We start from the raw sequence: 22,890 nt of genomic DNA on the forward strand, positions 1-22,890 counted from the left end.
TTAAAAGTTTCATTTTCGGACACCGAGGTGTTTTTTATAAAAAACATAAGCAGGGGTACTTGTATAAGTGGGTCTGGCTTATATAAAAAACAAAAGTTACAAAGGCTATCCAAAGAATTTATAAATAAACCGCTCCTTTTTGTAAAGCGTATAAGCCAGAAGTAAGTTTTTTGTTTCAGAATCCCATAATTATAGATTTTGGATCAAATCCGGAATAATAAAACAGGTGTGTTTACCTCAAAAGACCTTCTGTTTGGTCAAAAAGACGAAAATTTTGACCTCAAAAACAGAAAATTCAACACAGCAGGTCGAAATTTTAACCCCGAGGGTTCAAATTTTAAGGTCTTGGGTTAAAAATTCAACTCCCCTGATTGCATTTTTGATTCTCGTTGTTAAACGCTTCGTCAAAAAGACGCGTCACTTGGTCTATTGGGTTAAACGGTCTGCCTTGCGGGTTAAACGTTTAACTCTGTAAGTCAAATTTTTAACCTTCAGGGTTAAAAATTTAACCAATGATTTAAAACACAAGAGTATTTGCCATAGAACTATATATCGGTTTTGCTTTGCATAAAATATCCTCTCTTGCAAACGTATAAAAACAAAAAACCCTCTTAATCAAAGATTAAGAGGGTTAAGTACTCAATCAATACGGCAATTAAACGTTCTTTTTGACGTAAATATTACGGCGTATATTTTGTGACGCGGCAAATACATGTTATATTCGCAGTATATAATACGTCATTTAAAAACAATAGCAATGTATTTACACCATAGTAAAGACTGGCCAAACTTTAAATGGGATAATGATATACTACTCCCATACGTGAGCAAGGTGCGTGATCTACAAGGTAGGTTAATAGGTAGAATGGAAGGCATGGGGTTTGCGTTAAGGGAAGAAGCGGTGCTTGAGACATTAACCGAAGATATTGTTAAGTCAAGTGAAATTGAAGGAGAGTTATTGAATCCGAAAGAAGTAAGATCCTCAGTGGCTCGAAGGTTAGGGATGGAAATATCAGGATTACCTAATGCAAGTCGCGAAGTAGAGGGGGTTGTAGAAATGATGTTGGATGCCACTCAGAAATATAAAGACCCTGTGACTAAAGATCGAATGTGTGGATGGCATGCTGCTCTATTTCCAACAGGAAGAAGTGGGATGTATAAGATCACAGTAGGTGAATGGCGGGGGGATGAACATGATCCCATGCAAATAGTATCAGGTCCAATGGGGAGAGAAAAAGTACATTACACCGCTCCTGAAGCTTCTCGGTTAGATGAGGAAATGAATCGGTTTATAAAGTGGTTCAATACAGACAAAAGCATGGAGCCTGTTGTTAAATCAGCTATAGCCCATTTATGGTTTGTAAGTATTCACCCGTTCGATGATGGGAATGGAAGAATTGCCAGAGCTATTGCAGATACTCAATTAGCCAGAGCAGATAGAACCAACCAAAGATTTTATAGTATGTCTGCTCAAATAATGAAATCCAAAAAGGGGTACTATGATGTGTTGGAGTCTACGCAAAAGGGAAGTATGGATGTAAGCCAATGGCTTGTATGGTTCTTTGAACGCTTAACGGAAGCTCTTGAAGCGACCGATGAAACATTATCGAAAATATTGATAAAGGCAAAATTCTGGGAATTGCATAAAACTACCCAATTCAATGAAAGACAAGTCGAAATGATCAATAAACTTCAAGGTGACTTCGTTGGTAAGTTGCATTCGTCGAAATGGGCAAAGATGACAAAAGTACACAGAGATACCGCCCGTAGAGATATTCAAGATTTAATCGAAAAAGGAGTCTTATTAGATTCAGGTGAAGGTGGAAGAAGTACAAATTACATATTAAACCTTCCAATTCTTTAGCTATAATCCTAAAGACTTTAGAAAATATTGAGATAGTAAAGAGATTAATACTAATGTATGTTATAATTTGTACTATAATGTTCTGCGTTATGTAACTTGAGCTTTGGTTAAAAGCGAAAGTTGTTACTACAGTTTCTTGAAAAAATTTATTCTCAAAAGTTTCTTTTACGATGTTAATGGAACACTTTTTATGCGACGACCTAGGAGGGAAGCGTAATGTGTGTGGAATGGAATTATATAACATAGTGCTTTATTTTAAATAATGATGATAGTTTTGTGATTGGTCTTTATTTTTTGTAACTTAAAAAAATAAATAAACAACCAGTTACTTTTCCAAAATTTTAATAAATAGCTATATTCTATTAATTACAGACTATAACTTTTTTGCAAAAGTTATAGAAACCTATATAACTGACTAAAATCACCATTATTTCATGCCAAAATTAGATTTCTCAGCATACGATACAAAAGGCTTTTATGACGAAATGTTTGATAACAACAACAACGTTAGAACGAACTATAAATTGTTTTTGGAGCGACTTGAAAAAGTCGGTCATAAAAAGCTAAAAAACCTTCAGTATGCAACAGATAGAGCACAACTCTCTTTAGGTATGACGTTTAATGTTTATGACGATAATCAAGGTGTAGAGCGAATTCTTCATTTAGATATCATCCCTAGAATTATTGCAAATAAAGAATGGAACCATTTAGAAAAAGGCTTGCAGCAACGTATCAAAGCACTGAACTTGTTTATTCAAGATATTTATAACGACCAAAAAGTATTAAAAGATAAAATTATTCCGAAGGAAATGATTTTTTCAAGTGTATCCTATTTAAAAGAATTAGAAGGCTTTAAACCACCAAAAGACATATGGTGCCATATTACAGGTTCAGATTTAATTAAAGGAGGTGATGGACAATATTATGTGCTCGAAGATAATTTAAGATGTCCTTCCTGTGTGTCATACATGCTCGAAAACAGAGAAATTCTAAAGCGTACATTCCCTGAGTTATTTGAAACCCTTGGAGTAAAGCCTGTGTATAATTATACACATATTTTAAGAGATACCCTGGAATATCTAACTGATGTTGAAAAACCGACACTTGTAGTATTAACGCCTGGTATTTATAATTCAGCCTATTTTGAACACTCCTATTTAGCCCAACAGATGGGAGCAGAATTGGTAGAAGGACGTGATTTAATAGTAAAAAAATGATATTGTTTATATGATTACTACGAATGGCTTGCAAAAGGTGGATGTGATTTACCGTAGGGTGGATGATGAGTTTATAGACCCTGAGGTATTTAATAAGAACTCATTATTGGGAACTTCAGGTTTATTTAAAGCCTATTTAAAAGGAAATATAACTTTGGTAAATGCTCCTGGTACTGGTGTGGTAGATGATAAAGCAGTTTATGCTTATATACCAAGAATTATAAAATACTATTTGGGTGAAGATATGATTTTGCCAAATGTAAAAACGTATATCTGTGATGAAGAAAGTGACCGTAAATATGTGATTGAAAACATCCATAATTTAGTAGTAAAGCAAACCGATGCTTCAGGTGGTTATGGTATGTTAATTGGTCCGAAATCAACTAAAGCAGAGCAACAAGAATTCATTACTAAGATTAAACACAATCCTAGAAATTATATCGCACAACCAATGATTAACCTATCACGCGTACCAACCATAACCGATGATACTATTGAAGGCCGTCATGTAGATTTAAGACCATATGCCTTGTATGGTGAAGATATAAAAATTATTCCAGGCGCGTTAACACGTGTCGCATTAAAGAAAGGTTCCATCGTAGTAAATTCTTCTCAAGGTGGTGGAAGTAAAGATACTTGGGTATTAAACAGTTAAAAATAAAATTATGTTAGGTAGAGTTGCAAATACCATATATTGGATGAATAGATATCTAGAGCGTGCCGAATTTCAAATTTTAAAACCTTAAAGACATACAAAACAATGTCTTAACAGGCATCTATCTTATTTAAAAGTTGCCCTAATAAACAACAAAACCCTGATAAACAATTATTTATCAGGGTTTCTTGTACTCAAGGTGGGAATCGAACCCACACACCCGAAAGTACTGGATTTTGAATCCAGCGCGTCTACCAATTCCGCCACTTGAGCATATATTCGGATGGCAAAATTAATAAAATATTCATTACCTCCTATTAAAATAACTAATAAAATAAGTGACAGAGTTGAAATAAATTTTTAAATTTGCACCTCGTTTAAAAAAAATAATTTTTAACTGGTTACAAAACAACATTTTACCCTATGCAAACCGGAGTTACAGAAGCAAAATTTTTTACCTGCAGTCAAAGTACTGAACTTTCCGAAAAGATAGTAGCAGCCTATGGGGCTAAATTGGGTAAAATTATTACTTCTACTTATAGTGATGGTGAGTTTCAACCATCTTTTGAAGAATCTGTTAGAGGCTCCAGAGTTTTTATTATAGGATCCACGCATCCGGGTTCAGACCATTTAATGGAAATGTTATTAATGCTGGATGCTGCAAAAAGAGCATCTGCAAGACATATTACTGCTGTATTGCCTTATTACGGATGGGCCCGACAAGACAGAAAAGATAAACCAAGAGTTCCTATTGCCGCCAAACTAATTGCTAAAATGCTGGAAACCGCAGGGGCAACAAGGATTATAACAATGGATTTACACGCAGATCAAATTCAAGGTTTTTTTGAAAAACCAGTAGATCATTTGTTCGCTTCGACCATATTTTTACCTTATGTACAGTCCCTAAACCTAAGTGATCTTACCATTGCTTCTCCAGATATGGGAGGTTCTAAGAGAGCTTATGCATATTCTAAAGCCTTAATGAGTGATGTTGTAATATGCTATAAGCAAAGGGCAAAAGCAAACGTAATTTCTCACATGGAACTAATTGGCGATGTTACCGGAAAAAATGTTGTACTGGTTGATGACATGGTAGACACCGCAGGTACACTAACCAAGGCAGCAGATCTAATGATGGAAAGAGGAGCAAAAAGTGTTAGAGCAATATGTACCCACCCAATCCTTTCTGGTAATGCATACGAGAAACTTGAAAATTCGAAATTAGAAGAATTAATCGTTACCGATTCTATTCCTCTAAAACAAAAAAGCAATAAGATAAGAGTGGTAAGCTGTGCAAATTTATTTGCAGATGTTATGAACCGTGTTCATAACAATCAGTCTATTAGCTCTAACTTTATAATGTAAATAGTAATTAATAAATTTAAAAAATGAAATCATTAACAATCAACGCATCTCAAAGAGAAAGCGTAGGCAAAAAAGCAACAAAAGCCTTACGTAATGCTGGACAGGTACCTTGTGTTATTTACGGTGGAGACACTATTGTACACTTTGCAGCTCCAGAAATTGCTTTCAAAAATTTAGTGTACACTCCAGACGTTCATACCGTGGTAATAGCGTTGGATAATGGTACAAAAATAAGTGCTATTTTACAGGACATTCAATTTCATCCTGTAACCGACAAAATTTTACATATCGATTTTGTTGAAATTTTTGACGACAAACCAATTACTATGAATATCCCTTTTAAAACAGTAGGAAACTCTCGTGGTGTTCGTGCCGGGGGTGTACTACGTTTTAACTTAAGACGTATTAAAGTAAAAGGATTAGCTTCTAAACTTCCGGATGTAATAGAAGGAGATATCTCTAACTTAAAAATCGGAAACAAATTATATGTTACCGATGTAGCTAGTGAAGATTATACTATCCTTCACCCGGACAATACAGTAATCTGTCAAGTAAAAACTTCTCGTAATGCTGTGGCTGGTGCCGATGAAGATGAAGATGAAGAAACTACAACAGCTGAAGCTCCTGCAGCTGAAGCTTAATTTTGCAGATTTAATATAACATAAAAGCATTCTGATTTACATTCAGGATGCTTTTTTTTATTTTTATAAAAAATTTAAGCGCGTATCCCCGATGTAATAATCGAGATCAGGCTATTTGCTATATCTTTTTTGATGGTGTACTTCGATAAGCTTAGTATACCATTAAAAAAGGATGCCGCTTCTATCCTTTACGCAAAAAAGAAAAAATGCTTTCAGTAATCAAAAAATTATTCTCAGAACAAAAAGTAAAAGAAACCCAAGAAGATCTTATGAAAAAATTTCTTGTTGCCGGTCTTGGCAATATCGGTCCCAAATACCATAATACACGCCATAATATAGGTTTTAAGATTTTGGATTACTTAGCCAAACAAGAAGAATTATCCTTTGAAACCAAAAAACTTGGAGACACAACAACATACAAATACAAAGGAAAAACTATTATATTACTAAAACCCAATACCTACATGAATCTTAGCGGAAAAGCGGTACGGTATTGGCTGGAAAAAGAGAAAATTTCTTTAGAAAACCTTTTGGTAATAACAGATGATATAAATCTTCCTTTTGGCGCAATTCGCCTTAAGTCCAAAGGAAGCTCTGGAGGACATAACGGCCTTAAAGATATAGAAGCACAACTACAAACCTCGCAATATTGCAGGTTTAGATTTGGAGTTGGAGATGAATTTGGAAAAGGCAGACAAGTTGATTATGTACTGGGAGAATGGAACGATGAAGAAGAAAAAGCGATCCCAGAAAGATTACAAAAGGGTGTTTCCTTGATTCAATCTTTTGTTACAGCAGGAATAGCAAACACTATGAATACCTTTAACGGAAAATAAAGAATCGTATCAGAACTATTTTTTATTTTTACCACTGCTTTAATTTTTTTCTTTAAGAAAAACCATAATAAAAAATTGATGTTAAACTTATTATTTATTAGCGAATTAAATCTGACATACCAACAGACCCAAAGCAAAATCATAAAACAGGCTTGCAAAAAATATATTTAGTTATCAAAGCAAGCTTAGAGATTATAACACCTCAAAACAGAACAGATGAAACGCTATACAGATGCCAAAACATACGATAATCAAATACCTTCTGTAGTTACAGTGGGTACTTTTGACGGGGTGCATATTGGTCATAAAAAAATAATCGACCGTCTTACAGAAAGTGCAGAAAGAAATGGGTTAGAATCTGTTATCCTAACATTTTTTCCACACCCCAGAATGGTACTGCAACAAGATTCTGACATAAAACTTATTAATACTATTGAGGAGCGTATCCAGATTTTGGAAAACACTAAGCTCTCAAGTGTTGTTATACATCCTTTTACCAGAGAATTTTCTCGCCTTACCGCAGGAGAATATGTGCAACAAATTTTAGTAAACCTGCTTAATACAAAACATATTATTATAGGATACGATCATCGTTTTGGGCGCAATCGTAATTCTAATATAATCGATCTTGCCTCTTATGGCATGAAAAACAATTTTACTGTCGAAGAAATCTCTAAACAAGATATAGACGATGTAGCAGTAAGTTCTACCAAAATACGAGAAGCATTATCTGAAGGTGATATTACCAAAGCCAACAGTTATTTGGGGTATGAATTTATGCTAACGGGCATAGTAGAAAAAGGAAAAAAACTTGGTCGTAAACTCAATTATCCTACCGCCAATTTACATATTGAAGAGCCATATAAACTTATTCCAAAAAACGGGGTATATATAGTAAAGTCCACTATCGATAACAAAACCTATTACGGAATGATGAACATCGGGACTAACCCTACTGTTTATGGTACACACCAAACCATAGAAACTCATTTTTTTGATGCCTCTTTTAATTTGTACAATAAAAAGATCCAAATTCGAATGTTAAAACGAATTAGAGATGAAAAAAAATTTAATTCTGTAGAAGAATTACAAGAAGCTATGCAAAAAGACGAAGATTTTTCTCGTGATTATATAAACACATTGGTATGATTAATCGTTGGTTATTCTCACATACAGACAACAGTCCTCTAATAGTATTCCGAATTATTTTTGGTTTTTTGATTGCTGCAGAAGCAATAGGGGCTATTTTTACCGGTTGGGTTACTCACACTCTGGTAGAACCAAAATTTACTTTTAGTTTTATCGGTTTCGAATTTTTACAACCCTTGCCCGGCAATGGCATGTATTATTACTTTGCCGTGATGGGTATTTTCGGGCTTTTAGTTATGATCGGTTTTAAATACCGATGGAGCATGATTGGATATACGTTACTATGGGCAGGAGTATATTTTATGCAAAAATCATCCTACAACAATCACTATTACCTTCTTTTGCTACTATGTATATTAATGACGGTTCTACCGGCAGGGGATTATTTTTCTATAGACACAAAGCAAAATCCATTGCTTCAAAAAATATCTATGCCCAGATGGTGCATAGTAATCATCATTGCCCAGCTTTGGATTGTTTATACCTATGCCTCTGTAGCTAAACTATACCCGGATTGGCTTGATTATACAGTAGCAAAAAACCTGATGGCCGGCAGGGCACATTACCCAATCATAGGTAATATTCTTCAAGAGCACTGGACCCATATATCTATTAGCTATTTTGGGATTTTATTTGATCTCTTGATTATCCCTCTTTTATTATGGAAAAGAACCAGATTTTTTGCTTTTTGTATTAGTATCTTTTTTCACTTATTTAACTCTGTCATTTTTCAAATAGGAATATTTCCTTATTTATCACTTGCTTTTAGCGTGTTTTTCTTTTCTAAAGAAAAGATACATCGCATTTTTATGAAAAAAAAGGAATTTTATACTGCCAATGAAATAATTATCCCTTCTTATCGCAATATTTTAATCCCTGTGCTTGCTTTATGGCTTATCCTACAGGTTTCGCTCCCCGTTCGCCATTGGTTTATACCAGGAGATGTGCTCTGGACCGAAGAAGGCCATCGGTTAAGCTGGCGCATGATGCTAAGGGGAAGGTATGGTAATACTAGTTTTTTTATAGTAGATAAAAATGATCCTGAAAAAAAACGACAAGCAATCGATAAAAGTGAATACCTTACTAAAAAACAATTGCGCCTGGTATCTTCAAGACCAGATGGAATATGGCAATTTGCACAAAGACTTAAAAAAGACTATGCTGTAAAAGGCAAAGATATATCTGTTTACGTGGATAGTAAAGTATCCATAAACGGTAAAGAATACAAAACATTGATTGATCCGGAAGTAGATATTGCTAATACCAAATGGAATTATTTTACTACCAATCCATGGGTTATAAAATATGACTAAGACCAATCATCCTGTTTTTGCACAACACTATAAACCATAGAAGTAGAATTTTAATTACATATTTTTGGAATATCTATTTATTTTTAAACACCATTTCCATTTAATCAAAATGATTAATCTGTACCGATACTTAATTAAAATAATATGCGGTATTAGTATAGTATTATCTTTTTCTGCTTACAGTCAAAATAAAAACGAAAAAATAATTTTTTCATCTTTTGGTACAATTCCAAACACCGTAAATTCAAAATTGTATCTGGAGCTTAAAAAAAGCACTAATATCCTTACCAGGTTAAATCTCATCGAAAAAATTGGAAAAATACACCTGTTGGCGGGCAATACAGATTCTATAATTTATTATGGAAACCTTTTAAAAGCTACTACTCTAAAAGAAAAAATATCTGATAAGCAAACATATATTTCTAAAGCGAACTACATTATAGGGTCTGGAAAACTTAAAAACGGACTTTATGATGAAGCTATGAAGTATTTTATCGAAGGTATTTCTAATTCTCCTATTTCAGAAATGCGAACAATGCATTACAAACACCAGCTGGGACTAGGGATTGTATATTTAAAACAAAAACAATATGATTTGGTTTTTCCTATTTTGAAATCTTGCGTAAAAGAATCCAAGGACGAAGAAACTATAATACTTGCTAAAAAAACCTTAGGGGATACCTGCTTTGAACAAAAAAATGATAGTGAAGCTAAGTTTTATTACCTGGATGCCCTAAAAAGTATTCCTGGCAATGCTTTTAATAAAACACGAATAGAAATACAACTAAACCTGGGAAGAATAGAGGCTTTTAATAACCGAAATATTGAGGCTATAGAATATTTGGCTCCAATTCTGGAAGAAGCCAAAGACAATCAATTTTATGATTTATATATAGAAATAGTTTACCACATAGGAATGGCTTATCATGTGTTAGGACGGTACGAATCGGCAGAAATGATATTAAACACTGCCTATATTAATGCCGTGCAATGGAACAGGCTAGAATTACAACAAAGAGCAATACACATACTTAAAGACCTTTATATTGATCGCAAAAATTATAAAAATGCATATAATTTAATGACACAATATATAAACATTTCTAATCAAATCATTACAAAACAAAATCAAAAAACCGCAAAAGAACTAGAAGTAAAATATCAAACTCTTCAAAAAGAAAAACAAATATTATCTCTTAAAGAAGAACAATTATTAAAAGAAAGTGAAATTAAAAAAGAGCAAACTATTAAGAAAGCTTTTTTGATTGGTTTCCTTATTATATTAATCCCTGTAATCGGATTATTGTTTGTCTATTTTCAAAAACTAAAAACCCAAATAGCACTTAACAAGTCTCAAGAAGAAGTAAATACTCAAAAAGTATATGGATTAATGAAAGATCAGGAGTTAAACCTTATTAAAGCTACTATGGAAGGGCAGGATAATGAACGACAACGCCTGGCACAAGAATTACATGATAGTGTTGGCGGCAACCTGGCTAGTATAAAACTACAATTATCCAATACCGAAAAGATTAGTGAACAGCAAATTAACATTATCAAACAGATAGACGAAACTTATAATCAGGTAAGAGATTTTTCGCATAACCTTATCCCGAAAAAATTCCAAAAAAATTCTATTTCTACATTAGTAAAAGAATATGTTCACAATGTAAAAAACGGAAGTGATCAAAACATATCATTTCACCCATATCCTGAAGATCTAATAGATCAAATTAGCCCTACGCTCACCGAAGAATTATTTAAAATCATACAAGAGTTATTGACTAATTGTCTAAAACATGCAAAAGCCAAAAACATAGATATTTATCTCAATCACCATAAAGATTCTATCCAATTACTTTTTGAAGATGATGGTGTGGGTTTTGAAATTCATAAAACAGTTGAAGGTATTGGTTTTAAAAACATAAAAAATCGCTTAAACCAATTATCTGGTGATATACATATAGATTCTGCTATTGGCAGAGGCACTGTTATTAGTATAGAAATTCCTTTGGAGTAAAATTTAAAAAATTAATCTGTACTATTTTCATTATTTGCAGCATCAGAAGCTTTTTTTATAATCGCTTTTAATCGTTCTGCCCGCAATTCTTTTTCTTTTCGTAGCTTATTTTTCTTTCGATTCATAAGCTTTGCGTGCTTAGCTTTGTTTTGCGTATTTTTTTCTTTTCCTTTTTTTGCCATACACAAAATTAGGTAATTTCCCCTTTCCATTGCCGCAATACATGATTTATATCGTATCGTACTTCGGATCGTATTTCTTTTTTGCCTTTTCCTTGCCCAAATCGATCATCATAGTCTGTTTCTGCATGTCGTATATGTGCCTCTACGGCAAGATCAATCATTTTGGCATCAAATTGTTTGGCATCAGCCGTTCGCCCTACTCTACCACTGTATTTCTCACAAGCGTGCCTTGCTATCTCCTGCTCTCTTTTGGCAGGGCAATTGGGGTATCGTTGCCTGATAGCTTTGGCAAACGCAACTTTATATTCCTGGTCTTTTATTGCTCGTATTACCGCTGCTTTTTTATTTTTTTCATCTCGTATTGCCTGATCTTTTTCACATTCTAATCGTGCTTTTTCTATTGCATTTTCTTCTACCAATTGCCCTTGGCGTTCATAGCGTTTTCTACGCTGGTTCCATGCCAATACTACCCCGCAAAGAGCAGAGTGTTTTTTGGAACGTCTGGTCATAGCAGCATTTCCCGGCGGCAACATCACATATCCTATAAATGGAGAGCAGCTAAAACAGGTTCCTTTATGATTTTCACTTTCTGCCACAAAAGATTTTCCTTTTTGAATACTTTTGCCGCAATTCATACATCGAAGTTTTTCTTTTTTGGTAAGAAAAATGTTTTGTACTGTCGTTGCCAATTTTGCTGTTTTTTTTGAAAAAACAAAAATACGAGATACAGAGTTAATCAACAACCCGGAGACGGGTTAACAAGGTATACTTGCAAAAATATATATGTTTTTGGGTGTTTTTCTTAAAATTCGTTATCTAACTATACCATAGATACCCTCAAATTTATTTAATTTTACTTTTTCATTGCGATAGGGATAGAAGCGACATCCTTTTTTATGGTATGCTGAGCTTGTCGAAGTACACCATAAAAAAGATATAGCGGATAGCCCGGCAATCGCCCAAAAAAGATATCATGTTAGTAGTACAAAACATCATAGCAAACAAAGAGGCTTATATTATGGCTTTGGCTAAACGAAATTTTGATGCCGCTCCGGTTTTAGAAGAGGTTATTACCCTAGATGAAAACCGTCGTGCCACTCAAGCCAAGCTAGATAATATTCTGGCAGATTCTAATAAATTTTCTAAAGAAATAGGGATTTTATTTAAAAATGGAGAGCAACAAAAAGCAAATCTTTTAAAAGAAAAAACGGCTCAGCTTAAAGAGAGCTCCAAGCAATTATCTACAGAGCTAAATGATATACAAGAAAAATTAGTTCAGATATTATATACTATACCTAATATCCCAAATGACTCTGTGCCTAATGGGCAAAGTGATGAAGATAATGAAGAGATCTATAAAGAAGGGGAAATCCCAACACTGCAAGAAGGGGCTTTGCCACATTGGGAGCTTGCTAAAAAATATGATATTATAGATTTTGAACTGGGTGTAAAAATAACTGGTGCTGGTTTTCCTGTATACAAAGGTAAAGGGGCACGATTACAACGCGCACTAATTAATTATTTTTTAGACAAAAATACTGCTGCGGGATATAAAGAGTACCAGGTGCCACACTTAGTAAATGAAATTTCTGGTTATGGTACCGGGCAGTTACCTGATAAAGAAGGACAAATGTACCATGTTACCGGGGATGATTTGTATCTAATACCAACCGCAGAGGTTCCTGTAACCAATATGTTTAGGGATGAATTGCTTACCGAAAGCGAATTACCTATTTGCTGCACAGGGTACACTCCTTGTTTTAGACGCGAAGCGGGTTCTTATGGTGCTCATGTACGAGGATTAAATCGCTTGCACCAATTTGATAAAGTAGAGATTGTACGTATTGAAAAACCAGAAAACTCGTACAAGGCATTAGATGGCATGGTAGAGCATGTAAAAGATATTCTTAGGGAGCTACAATTACCATATCGTATTTTGCGCCTTTGTGGTGGTGATATAGGATTTACTTCGGCATTAACATTTGATTTTGAAGTTTTTTCTACTGCGCAAGACCGTTGGTTAGAAATTAGTTCTGTTTCTAATTTTGAATCGTACCAGGCAAATCGTTTAAAATTGCGTTTTAAGGATGATAATGGTAAAAATCAATTAGCGCACACTTTAAATGGTAGCTCATTAGCATTACCAAGGGTTCTTGCTGGTATTTTAGAAAATTATCAAACGCCAAAAGGTATTAAAATCCCGGATGTATTAGTACCTTATTGTGGTTTTGAATATATAGATTAAAAAATAAGACCAAAAAAATACTAAGCCCTGCTTACATCATATTGTATAGCAGGGCTTTTTTATTGGGTAACGAAACCTTCCTGCATGCTGCAGGGCGCTTTCATCAGGCAACGAAACCTTCCTGCATGCTGCAGGGCGTTTTCATCGGGCAACGAAACCTTCCTGCATACTGCAGGGCGCTTTCATCGGGCAACGAAACCTTCCTGCATACTGCAGGGCGCTTTCATCGGGCAACGAAACCTTCCTGCATGCTGCAGGGCGCTTTCATCGGGTAACGAAACCTTCCTGCATACTGCAGGGCGCTTTCATCGGGTAACGAAACCTTCCTGCATGCTGCAGGGCGCTTTCCTCTTACTAACTCCAGTTCGATTCATCTGAAATGCGTTAGTTTGGTAGTGAAATTCTTATTAGAATTTTGTATCGAAAACTAGCATTTCAGATGAATCGAACTGGGGTTTCTAAAAAGCATTTTGCTATATTTACAAAAAAACTCGTAAAATGCGCCTTATTTTTGTATACATCACTCTATTCTTTACTTTATCGGCAGTTGCGCAGTCGGAGCAATTGGCAAAAAACTATATAGAGCAAGGGCAATATGAAAAAGCTCTTACGATATATCAAAAATTATATTCCAAAAACCCTAATCGCATTAATTATTTACTAGGATTGGTAGAGTCTTATCAGCAACTGGAACAATTTAATGAAGCAGAAAGTGTTTTAAAAAAAACAATAGAAAAAAATCCCGATAATGCACAAATCTTAGTAGAATTAGGACATCACTATGACCTTCAGGGGGAAAAAGAGCAAGCACGATCTTATTACAACAAAGCAATAGAAGCATACGATAACAGCAATGCCAACCATGCGTACTCACTTGCTCAAAATTTTGAAAAGTACAGCCTTTTGGATGATGCTGCTTTGATTTATGAAAAAGGGATGAAAGATAATCCCGGAGCTAACTTTAATGTACAGCTTGCCAAAATTTATGGAGAACAGGGCAAACTCGAAAAAATGTTTGAAAGCTATCTTGCTTTACTAAAAATACAGCCTAATTATATAAACATCGTACAACGAAATTTTGGAGATTATATAACAGAAGATCCTGCTAATGAAGCTAACGTTATTTTTAAAAAATTACTTATAAAAAAGCTTCAGCAAAACCCGGATATCTTGTACAATGAAATGCTAAGTTGGCTTTTTGTACAACAAAAGGAATTTAAGAAGGCATTTGTACAAGAAAAAGCAATCTATAAACGTAAAAATGAAGGTCCGGAAGGTATTATAGACCTTGCCAGAATTGCCATTGCTGAAAAGGATATCAAATCTGCTACAGAAATCCTGGATTATATTCTGGAAACTCCTGCCTCTAAAGACATGAAACTTACTGCTCATAAAATTATCCTGAAAGCAAGAGTTGACAATGCCACTAAAAAAGAATATAAAACTATTGCCGAACAATATGATACCGTATTTAATGAATATGGTAAATCCAAAGAAACAATAGGTTTACAAATAGATTATTCGCATTTTATGGCATTTAATCAAGATAAAAAACAAGAAGCTATTGATTTTTTAAAAGATATTATAGAACGGGAAGAGCTTTCGAGATTTCAATCTTCCAGAATAAAAATGGAAATAGCCGATATCCTTATATTGGATCAAAAATTTAATCAGGCACTTATTTATTATACACAAGTACAAAATGCTTTAAAAAATAATTTTCTGGCGCAGGATGCCAGATTTAAAGTTGCAAAAACAAGTTATTATAAAGGTGATTTTGCATGGGCACAAACCCAACTGGATGTCTTAAAATCCTCTACTTCGCAATTAATAGCCAATGATGCTATGGAGTTAAGCCTTATTATTAGCGATAATTCTCTTGAAGACTCTACCCAAACCGCTTTAAAGATTTTTGCTAAAGCAGATTTATTAGCTTTTCAAAACAAAAACCAGGAAGCTATTGCTATGTATGAAACCATTTTGACGCAACACAGAGGCGAAAAAATCGAAGATGAAGCTTTTTTATGTCAGGCAAAGCTATATGAAAAAGAAAAACTATTTGAAAAAGCTAAAGTTAATTATCTAAAAATCATAGAGTTTTATAACGATGATATTCTTGCTGATGATGCATATTATTGGCTGGCAGAACTATATGTAAATGAACTTGGAGAACCCGAAAAAGCTAAAGAGCTGTATGAAAAAATAATTTTTAACCATGCAGATAGTATTTACTTTGTAGAAGCAAGAAAAAAATACAGGACTCTGCGGGGAGATGCTATAAACTAAAACATAGCTTGTGATAATTTATAAGACCGAGTTCACTACATTTGCCTGTTAGTAATTATTAAGTTGAAAATTCTTCTTATTACCGTCAAAAAATACAAATTGCATGTATATCTATAACGTTACTATAAATATTGAAGAAACTATTCATAACGAATGGTTAAACTGGATGAAGGACGAACATATTCCTGATATGCTTTCTACAGGAAAATTCAGCAAAGCTTTGATGACAAAAGTACTAGTCGAAGAAGAAATGGGTGGTATTACCTACTCTGTTCAATACACTACCAATAACAAAGAGACCCTACAAAAATACTATGATGAAGATGCAGATATTCTTAGAGCAAAATCGAATCGTTTTGCCGGTAAGTTTGTAGCTTTTAGAACAGAATTAGAAATTGTAAGTGAACAGAATGGCTAAATCAAAAAAAAAATACACTCCCAATCACACACGTTATTCTGAAAAAACTGAAGTAAAAGCAAAAAAACACCTTGGCCAACATTTTTTGAAGGATGAAAATATAGCCAAAAAAATTGGGGACACCCTTACTTTAGACCGTTATCTAAATGTTATTGAGATTGGACCAGGAATGGGAGTGCTTACAAAATATATCCTTCAAAAAGATCTTGATGTAATTGCCATGGATCTGGACAGGGAGTCTATAGAATACCTCAACACCAGTTTTTGCCTTGAATATCATGAAATTATAAAAGGAAATACTAAGTTTAAAGTAATAGAAGCAGATTTTTTGAAGTTTGATTTATCTACGCTTTTTCCTGAAGAACAATTTGCCATCACAGGAAATTTTCCTTACAATATCTCGACACAAATTGTTTTTAAAACTTTGGAAAACAAAGATCGTATTCCAGAATTTACGGGTATGTTCCAAAAAGAAGTTGCACAACGCATCTGCGAAAAAGCCGGTAGCAAAACCTACGGAATCCTTTCTGTTCTTACACAAGCATTTTATGATGCTGAATATTTATTTACTGTCCCCCCAGATGTTTTTAACCCTCCACCAAAAGTAGAAAGTGGAGTTCTACGATTAATTAGAAAAAAAGAATACGGACTTCCTTGTGACGAAAAATTACTTTATAAAGTAGTAAAAACTGCTTTTGGGCAACGCCGCAAAACCTTAAGAAACAGCCTTAAAACTTTTCAATTAACAGAAGAAACTAAAGCTTTGGATTACTTATCCAAACGTCCTGAACAATTATCTGTAGAGGAGTTTATAGAACTCACCCTAATTATTCAAAAATCCACAAACGAGTAATCCAACTTTATGTTAATACCAATTACACTTTGAAATAGCACTAATATATTATTTCTTTTTCTTCTGTTCTTCGTTAAAAAACATAATCGCAACTATATTTTGACCTAGCTATGCATAAGTGCTACTTGATGGCGGATCAAGTCTGACACAAAATTTTTGTCCCGGGTATTTAAAAAATAAATGCAATTTCTATACACACGATTTCAAAGTTAAAATGTATAAATCCATTTATTATTCTACCATAACACAATCGATTGCACAAAAACTTAAAATAACATAACCATAAAGTGCAATCAAATTCTTTAGTTATCTTTGTCTCGCTTCGGCAAGGGATATTTTAATAAATAAACGTATGCAATTTCAAATTTCTGATGAACTTATTCAACAGGTAAAAGACCTCATTATAACAAAAGAGGATGCACATCTGCGGGATATACTCAATGAAATCCATTTTGCAGATGTTGCAGAGGTTTTAAGTGAGCTTAACCTGGCAGAAGCAACTTATCTTATCAAATTACTGGACAGCGAAAAAACTTCTGAAGCACTAATGGAGTTGGAAGATGATTTTCGGGAACGCATTCTTGAAAATCTTTCGGCAAAAGAAATTGCAGGAGAGCTTGAGGAAATGGACACCGATGATGCTGCCGATATTATTGCAGAATTACCAGATTATCTTGCAGAACAAGTTATTGCAGAGATCGAAGATGAACAACATGCCGAGGATATTAAAGAACTGCTTTTATATGATGAGGATACTGCCGGGGGTTTAATGGCCAAAGAATTGGTAAAAGTAAAAGAAACCTGGACCGTTGCCGGTTGCGTGCGTGAGATGAGAAGACAAGCAGAAAACGTTACACGGGTACACTCTATATACGTTGTAGATCAAGAAGAAAAACTAAAAGGAAGATTATCTTTAAAAGATCTATTAACCGCCTCTGCAAAAACTCATATAAGCGAGATATACATCCAAAAAGTAGATTATGTAAATGTAAATACCGATGGGGAGGAAGTAGCCCGCATTATGCAAAAATACGATCTCGAAGCTATTCCTGTGGTAGATCAAAAAGGGATTTTGGTAGGTCGTGTAACTATTGATGATATTGTGGATTTTATAAAGGATGAAGCTGAAAAAGATTATCAATTAGCTGCTGGTATATCACAAGACGTTGAGGCCGACGATAATATTTTGGAGCTTACCAAAGCTCGTCTGCCCTGGTTAATATTAGGTCTTTTTGGAGGACTGGGGAGTGTGTTTATTATGGAAGGTTTTGAAGATGTTATGGCTAACCCCAGAATTAGAGATTTATTTTTTTATACACCATTAATTGCTGCAATGGCAGGTAATGTAGGGGTTCAATCTTCTGCGATTATTGTACAAGGATTAGCAAACAATATAGTAAAAGGTAGTTTATTAAAACGACTGCTAAAAGAAGTTAGTCTTAGTTTGATTAATGGTGCAGCATTGGCTTTGCTTATCATTATTTTTGGTTTTATAATGAATTATGAAATTGCTTTTAGCTTAACCATTGCAATTGCGTTAATGAGTGTTATTATTGTAGCTGCTTTAATAGGTACTTTTGTACCTATAATCTTAGATAAAAAAGGTATTGATCCCGCAATAGCAACTGGCCCCTTTATAACTACCAGCAACGATATTTTCGGAATTTTCCTCTTCTTTTATATTGCAAAGCTTATCTTAGGGTTTTAATTCTTCTTGAAAATGAAATCCGAGGTTTTTGAACATCACTTTACAGTGCCCAGATCTGCTATTGATGATATGGAACATGTAAATAACGTAGTATACCTGCAATGGGTGCAGGATATCGCAAAAAAGCATTGGGAATCCAAAACCAACAAAACTATACAAAACACCTATGTTTGGGTTGTTCTTAATCACTTTATAGAATACCATCGCCCCGCCTTTGAAAATGAAAAGATCACTATACAAACATGGATAGATAACTATCGGGGAGTTAAAAGTGAACGCCACACCAAAATTATAAATACTACTAGCCAAAAAGTGCTAGTTTCTGCAAAAACCAGTTGGTGCCTTTTATATAAAGAAACGTTAAGACCTGCCAGAATCACAGATGAAATAAGTACTTTGTTTTTATAATGCTATATTTTTTCTCAAAAGAAATAAGCACATTTTAATAACATAACTTAATTGGTTATAATCTAAAAAATGTTCTTCCTATTTGCTTCATAGAAATAACATTTAAAGGAAGCTCCATAAATACATGAATCAAACTATAAAACAAAAGCAATGCAATAGCTGTTTTATAATCATAAAAATACAGCCCAACTGATGTTATCCATAGAAAAAAAATAACAATAGATCTTTTTTGAGTTAACTTTTTATGCCAACCAATAATCGTTGTTTTAGAAAACCAATTGAGATAATGATATGTATAAGCAAAAGCTATAAATATTTGTATTTTTAAATCTGCTACTTCATAAAAAAAGAACTTTGTCCCGTCTGAAATACCTAATATTTTAGAAATACTAACATTTAGTACATGAAAACTATTTCCAAGATATGTTGATTTTATAGCATCTGAAAAATTATATAAACTTTGATCTATATTTAAAAAATATATGCCTATTGGAATCATAACAATAAGCAAAATATTAAAATACCCTATTCTACCTTTTGATTTAAGATTACCATATATCATAAATAATAGTGTAAATACATAAACATGTATTATTGTTGGTAGAAAAATCCCAAAAATCAAATGATACAAAGAAAACTTATGCATCAAAAAAGCTATGACTATACCTATGCCAACAGAAACAAGTTGGTGTTTTTTATTTTTAAAAACAACTAAAGAAAATGCTATCACAACACTTATAAAAAACAAAGAATTTAGGTGTTTTGATAATACGAATCGCAGTTTATATAGCAACTGGTTTTTTTCAAAGATATTAAAAAAAGGAAGCCTTGCTACAACTGGCATAGTAATCACTAAGGCAAAAATTACTATTATAAAAACCCAAATCTTACTTTTGACAAAATAGTTATTATGTTGTATCCAATTTATTTCAGTAAAATAATGTAATGGTCCCAAAATTGCATATGCAAAAAGAAAGAGTTGAAAAGGCAATAAATAAGCAAGTATAAAAGATATTAGAATCAAAATTGTATTTAAAAAATCTATAGTATCCGTTTTCATAAGGATTAAAAGTAAAAAGCTCCACAATAATAGTGAAGCTTTTTTAATAGTATATACAATCTTAATTTTTAATTACCATCTTCTTAGTATCTATTTTTTTACTACCAACATACATTGTATAAAAATAAGTTCCTGATGCTAATCCATCACTATTAATATTCACTTCTTTGGTACCTGTTTCATTTAATGCTATTTTAGATATTATTTGACCTATTGAGTTACTAAAAACAATTGAGGCATTAGTAATTCCTGTAGGAAGATAATATTTAATTGAAGATGTGCCATTAAACGGATTTGGTATGTTTTGATATAGTATGGGGCCACTATTTTTAGTCTCTTCATTATCGCAAGCACAGCTTTCTACTGCATCCAATCTTGATAGTATATCTGTTATTTGCGTTTGCAATGCAACAACTTCATTTTGAGTATCATTTAAGTTTGATTGTAATGAAGAAACAATTGGAGAAAGATCAACAGAAACGGCAGTACCTCCTTCTATTGCAATAGTAAGATTTGCTCCACTTAAAGTAGCAGATGTAAGATTTTGGTTATCAGAACTTATAAATGTTGATAAATCAATTGTATTTGACCCTCCAGAAATACTTAACATACTACCTGCCAATGATAACTCTTGATTATCTGTATTATCCAAATATGTAGAAAGATCAACTGTTGCTGTACCTCCAGATATTCCTAAAGTATTGGTTGTAAGAGACAGTTCTTGAGCATCTGTATTATCCAAATATGTAGAAAGATCAATCGTTGCTGTACCTCCAGATATTCCTAAAATATTGGTTGTAAGAGACAGCTCTTGAGCATCTGTATTATCCAAATATGTAGAAAGATCAATCGTTGCTGTACCACCAGAGATACCTAGAGTATTGGTTGCAAGAGATAGTTCTTGAGCATCTGTATTTAAAGAAGATGTATTAAGCCATTGTGTACCATCCCAAGTATATACTGTCTTATCTTCTGTATCATATATCAATAACCCTTCATCTGTAGCAGTTAATCCACCTTCTAGAGCAGCTTTCTGGGCATTAGTTAACCGATTCATTTGCAAACCTTTATTAGATCCTGATAACTCTAATGAAGCATTAGCATTAGGCGTATCTGTTCCTATTCCCACGCTAAGTGAATTCGTTGCTCCTCCTAATACCATCGTATTATCATTTATTGCTGTAGCTGCATTTCCTATCGCTATCGCATTTGTTCCACTTACATTCGCATTATATCCTATTGCAATATTATTAATAGGATTTGTTGCTCCTGGATCTGTAGAAGTTGCTCCAGTACCTATAACTATAGCTCCATCATTTTGTGCTACAGAACTAGCTCCAATTGCAATCGCCTCAGTATTATCAACATCTGTAAGATAACCAATACCTATTGCCCTGCTTTGATCTATAGATCCTTGTCTACCTATCAGTATAGAGTTGGCTGAGGTAGTATTATTCATATCTGCCAAATAGCCTACTGCAATAGCTCCTGTACTTCGTATATCCACATCATTTCCTATACCAATAGAATATTGACCATCATTAAAGATACTATATCCTAGCATTATGACATCATTATTACTTGGTGTATTATCCGCACCAATAAAAGTACATCGTGATCTTGTTGTATTATCAAAATCAGAATATGCTCCCATACCTACATTGTCTTCTCCTTCACGATTAGAAAATCCAGTTTCAAAACCAACATAGGTATTCCTATTGGCATTAGAAGTAGAATTAGTTCTGTTATTGTCCCAACCTGATCGTGCACCTACAAAAGTATTGTAATCTGCGTGTTCTGTCGCTACACCAGACGCTGCTCCTATAAAAGTATTATAAATACCTCTATTTACATCTCTCCCTGCAGAATCTCCAAATGCTGAATTGTGATGTCCTTCATTAACATCAGATAATGCCTCATCTCCAACACCTGTGTTACGATATCCTGTTCCTGAGGATATTCCCGCTTCATTACCGACAAATGTATTTCTATACCCAGTAGTATTACTAAAACCAGCATCCTCACCTATGAAAACATTTTCATATCCTGTAGTATTATTTGTTCCAGACTCCTCACCCACAAAAGTATTATCATATCCTGTAGTATTAAACTCTCCAGATTCGGTTCCTATAAAAGTATTATCTCCTGCAGTTAAATTAAGTCTACCAGCTTCATGTCCTATAAATGTATTGTCAGATCCAGTAGTATTTTTGTGACCAGCATAATAGCCAACAAATGTACTCTCTGATGTTGTATTATCTCTACCTGCTCCAAAACCTACAAATGTGGTTCTTAATCCACTACTAAGATTTGATCCTGTACTATCTCCATACATGGTGTTATAATCACCAGTAGTAATATTTACTCCAGATCCTGTTCCTGAGGTTTCATTTAGAGTTTGCGAATGTAAAGAAGCGTAGGTAGTTGAAAACAAAATACATATTAAAAAAAGTAAAAATTTTCTCATAGGTTTTGGGGATTAAATATTTGATGGACAAAGATATTATTAAATATAGCAAAACATTAACAATAATAAAAATTTCTCAATCTCCAAATCCAAAGCTCTTTCGATTAATTTCGTCTTAAACAAAAAGATTACCTGATTTACATATTATTAATTTATTAGGTTTACAACTGAATTTTAAAATCCAGATGTGATCATTTTATGTA

The 22,890-nt window shown here is 33.7% G+C and carries 20 protein-coding genes and 1 tRNA gene; 16 read left to right on the top strand and 5 right to left on the bottom strand.

Features of this window, described 5'->3' with window-relative positions; genetic code table 11:
- Positions 1 to 712 precede the first annotated feature (712 nt).
- The 4 genes from ACZIYX_RS15595 to ACZIYX_RS15610 all read left to right on the top strand — a co-directional run bounded on the left by ACZIYX_RS15595 (position 713) and on the right by ACZIYX_RS15610 (position 3,827).
- Positions 713 to 1,864, top strand: coding sequence for a Fic family protein (locus tag ACZIYX_RS15595; protein ID WP_462683178.1), 1,152 nt, complete (start codon positions 713 to 715; stop codon positions 1,862 to 1,864).
- Between the two features lie 434 nt (positions 1,865 to 2,298).
- Positions 2,299 to 3,081, top strand: a complete 783-nt coding sequence (locus tag ACZIYX_RS15600) for a circularly permuted type 2 ATP-grasp protein (protein ID WP_462683179.1) — start codon at positions 2,299 to 2,301, stop codon at positions 3,079 to 3,081.
- Between the two features lie 10 nt (positions 3,082 to 3,091).
- Positions 3,092 to 3,736, top strand: coding sequence for a circularly permuted type 2 ATP-grasp protein (locus ACZIYX_RS15605; protein WP_462683180.1), 645 nt, complete (start codon positions 3,092 to 3,094; stop codon positions 3,734 to 3,736).
- A gap of 10 nt (positions 3,737 to 3,746) precedes the next feature.
- A complete protein-coding gene (locus ACZIYX_RS15610) occupies positions 3,747 to 3,827 on the top strand; it encodes an alpha-E domain-containing protein (RefSeq protein ID WP_462683231.1) in 81 nt (26 codons plus the stop codon).
- 100 nt (positions 3,828 to 3,927) lie between these two features.
- On the opposite strand, the gene ACZIYX_RS15615 is transcribed toward ACZIYX_RS15610, so the two are convergent.
- Positions 3,928 to 4,009 (bottom strand) — tRNA-Leu (locus ACZIYX_RS15615).
- A 150-nt stretch (positions 4,010 to 4,159) separates the two neighbouring features.
- On the opposite strand from ACZIYX_RS15615, the gene ACZIYX_RS15620 reads away from it, so the two are divergent.
- The 6 genes from ACZIYX_RS15620 to ACZIYX_RS15645 all read left to right on the top strand — a co-directional run bounded on the left by ACZIYX_RS15620 (position 4,160) and on the right by ACZIYX_RS15645 (position 11,060).
- Entirely contained in the window at positions 4,160 to 5,101 is a 942-nt protein-coding gene (locus ACZIYX_RS15620; RefSeq protein ID WP_462683181.1) for a ribose-phosphate pyrophosphokinase, read from the top strand.
- 23 nt (positions 5,102 to 5,124) lie between these two features.
- Positions 5,125 to 5,742 carry a 50S ribosomal protein L25/general stress protein Ctc gene (locus tag ACZIYX_RS15625; RefSeq protein WP_462683182.1) on the top strand — a complete coding sequence of 206 codons (618 nt, stop codon included), beginning with the start codon at positions 5,125 to 5,127 and terminating at the stop codon, positions 5,740 to 5,742.
- A gap of 206 nt (positions 5,743 to 5,948) precedes the next feature.
- Entirely contained in the window at positions 5,949 to 6,578 is a 630-nt protein-coding gene (gene pth, locus ACZIYX_RS15630) for an aminoacyl-tRNA hydrolase (RefSeq protein ID WP_462683183.1), read from the top strand.
- Positions 6,579 to 6,794: 216 nt separating this feature from the next.
- Positions 6,795 to 7,727, top strand: coding sequence for a bifunctional riboflavin kinase/FAD synthetase (locus ACZIYX_RS15635; protein WP_462683184.1), 933 nt, complete (start codon positions 6,795 to 6,797; stop codon positions 7,725 to 7,727).
- Positions 7,724 to 9,040, top strand: a complete 1,317-nt coding sequence (locus ACZIYX_RS15640; protein WP_462683185.1) for an HTTM domain-containing protein — start codon at positions 7,724 to 7,726, stop codon at positions 9,038 to 9,040. Before ACZIYX_RS15635 ends, ACZIYX_RS15640 begins: the two co-directional genes overlap by 4 nt.
- Positions 9,041 to 9,149: 109 nt before the next feature.
- The gene (locus ACZIYX_RS15645) at positions 9,150 to 11,060 is read left to right on the top strand and encodes a tetratricopeptide repeat-containing sensor histidine kinase (RefSeq protein WP_462683186.1); all 1,911 of its coding nucleotides are present in this window, start codon (positions 9,150 to 9,152) and stop codon (positions 11,058 to 11,060) included.
- A gap of 11 nt (positions 11,061 to 11,071) precedes the next feature.
- On the opposite strand, the gene ACZIYX_RS15650 is transcribed toward ACZIYX_RS15645, so the two are convergent.
- Both ACZIYX_RS15650 and ACZIYX_RS15655 read right to left on the bottom strand, forming a co-directional pair.
- The gene (locus ACZIYX_RS15650) at positions 11,072 to 11,242 is read right to left on the bottom strand and encodes a hypothetical protein (protein WP_462683187.1); all 171 of its coding nucleotides are present in this window, start codon (positions 11,240 to 11,242) and stop codon (positions 11,072 to 11,074) included.
- A gap of 8 nt (positions 11,243 to 11,250) precedes the next feature.
- Positions 11,251 to 11,931: a DUF2293 domain-containing protein gene (locus ACZIYX_RS15655; protein WP_462683188.1), complete on the bottom strand. Its 681-nt coding sequence runs from the start codon at positions 11,929 to 11,931 to the stop codon at positions 11,251 to 11,253.
- A 284-nt stretch (positions 11,932 to 12,215) separates the two neighbouring features.
- On the opposite strand from ACZIYX_RS15655, the gene serS reads away from it, so the two are divergent.
- From serS to ACZIYX_RS15685, 6 genes are all read left to right on the top strand, one after another.
- Complete coding sequence (serS, locus tag ACZIYX_RS15660) at positions 12,216 to 13,487, top strand: serine--tRNA ligase (RefSeq protein ID WP_462683189.1); 1,272 nt, start codon at positions 12,216 to 12,218, stop codon at positions 13,485 to 13,487.
- A gap of 498 nt (positions 13,488 to 13,985) precedes the next feature.
- Entirely contained in the window at positions 13,986 to 15,773 is a 1,788-nt protein-coding gene (locus ACZIYX_RS15665; RefSeq protein WP_462683190.1) for a tetratricopeptide repeat protein, read from the top strand.
- 103 nt (positions 15,774 to 15,876) lie between these two features.
- Positions 15,877 to 16,191, top strand: a complete 315-nt coding sequence (locus ACZIYX_RS15670) for a DUF4286 family protein (protein ID WP_462683191.1) — start codon at positions 15,877 to 15,879, stop codon at positions 16,189 to 16,191.
- Positions 16,184 to 17,044: a 16S rRNA (adenine(1518)-N(6)/adenine(1519)-N(6))-dimethyltransferase RsmA gene (gene rsmA, locus ACZIYX_RS15675; RefSeq protein WP_462683192.1), complete on the top strand. Its 861-nt coding sequence runs from the start codon at positions 16,184 to 16,186 to the stop codon at positions 17,042 to 17,044. Before ACZIYX_RS15670 ends, rsmA begins: the two co-directional genes overlap by 8 nt.
- A 352-nt stretch (positions 17,045 to 17,396) precedes the next feature.
- The gene (gene mgtE / locus ACZIYX_RS15680; RefSeq protein WP_462683193.1) at positions 17,397 to 18,752 is read left to right on the top strand and encodes a magnesium transporter; all 1,356 of its coding nucleotides are present in this window, start codon (positions 17,397 to 17,399) and stop codon (positions 18,750 to 18,752) included.
- 12 nt (positions 18,753 to 18,764) lie between these two features.
- The gene (locus ACZIYX_RS15685; protein WP_462683194.1) at positions 18,765 to 19,160 is read left to right on the top strand and encodes an acyl-CoA thioesterase; all 396 of its coding nucleotides are present in this window, start codon (positions 18,765 to 18,767) and stop codon (positions 19,158 to 19,160) included.
- Positions 19,161 to 19,215: 55 nt separating this feature from the next.
- On the opposite strand, the gene ACZIYX_RS15690 is transcribed toward ACZIYX_RS15685, so the two are convergent.
- Together ACZIYX_RS15690 and ACZIYX_RS15695 are read right to left on the bottom strand one after the other, a co-directional pair.
- Complete coding sequence (locus ACZIYX_RS15690) at positions 19,216 to 19,722, bottom strand: hypothetical protein (protein ID WP_462683195.1); 507 nt, start codon at positions 19,720 to 19,722, stop codon at positions 19,216 to 19,218.
- Positions 19,723 to 20,281: 559 nt separating this feature from the next.
- Positions 20,282 to 22,687 (bottom strand): beta strand repeat-containing protein, encoded by a 2,406-nt coding sequence (locus ACZIYX_RS15695; RefSeq protein WP_462683196.1) that lies wholly within the window; start codon positions 22,685 to 22,687, stop codon positions 20,282 to 20,284.
- Positions 22,688 to 22,890 lie beyond the last annotated feature (203 nt).

The sequence above is a fragment of the Aquimarina sp. genome, from assembly GCF_977115655.1.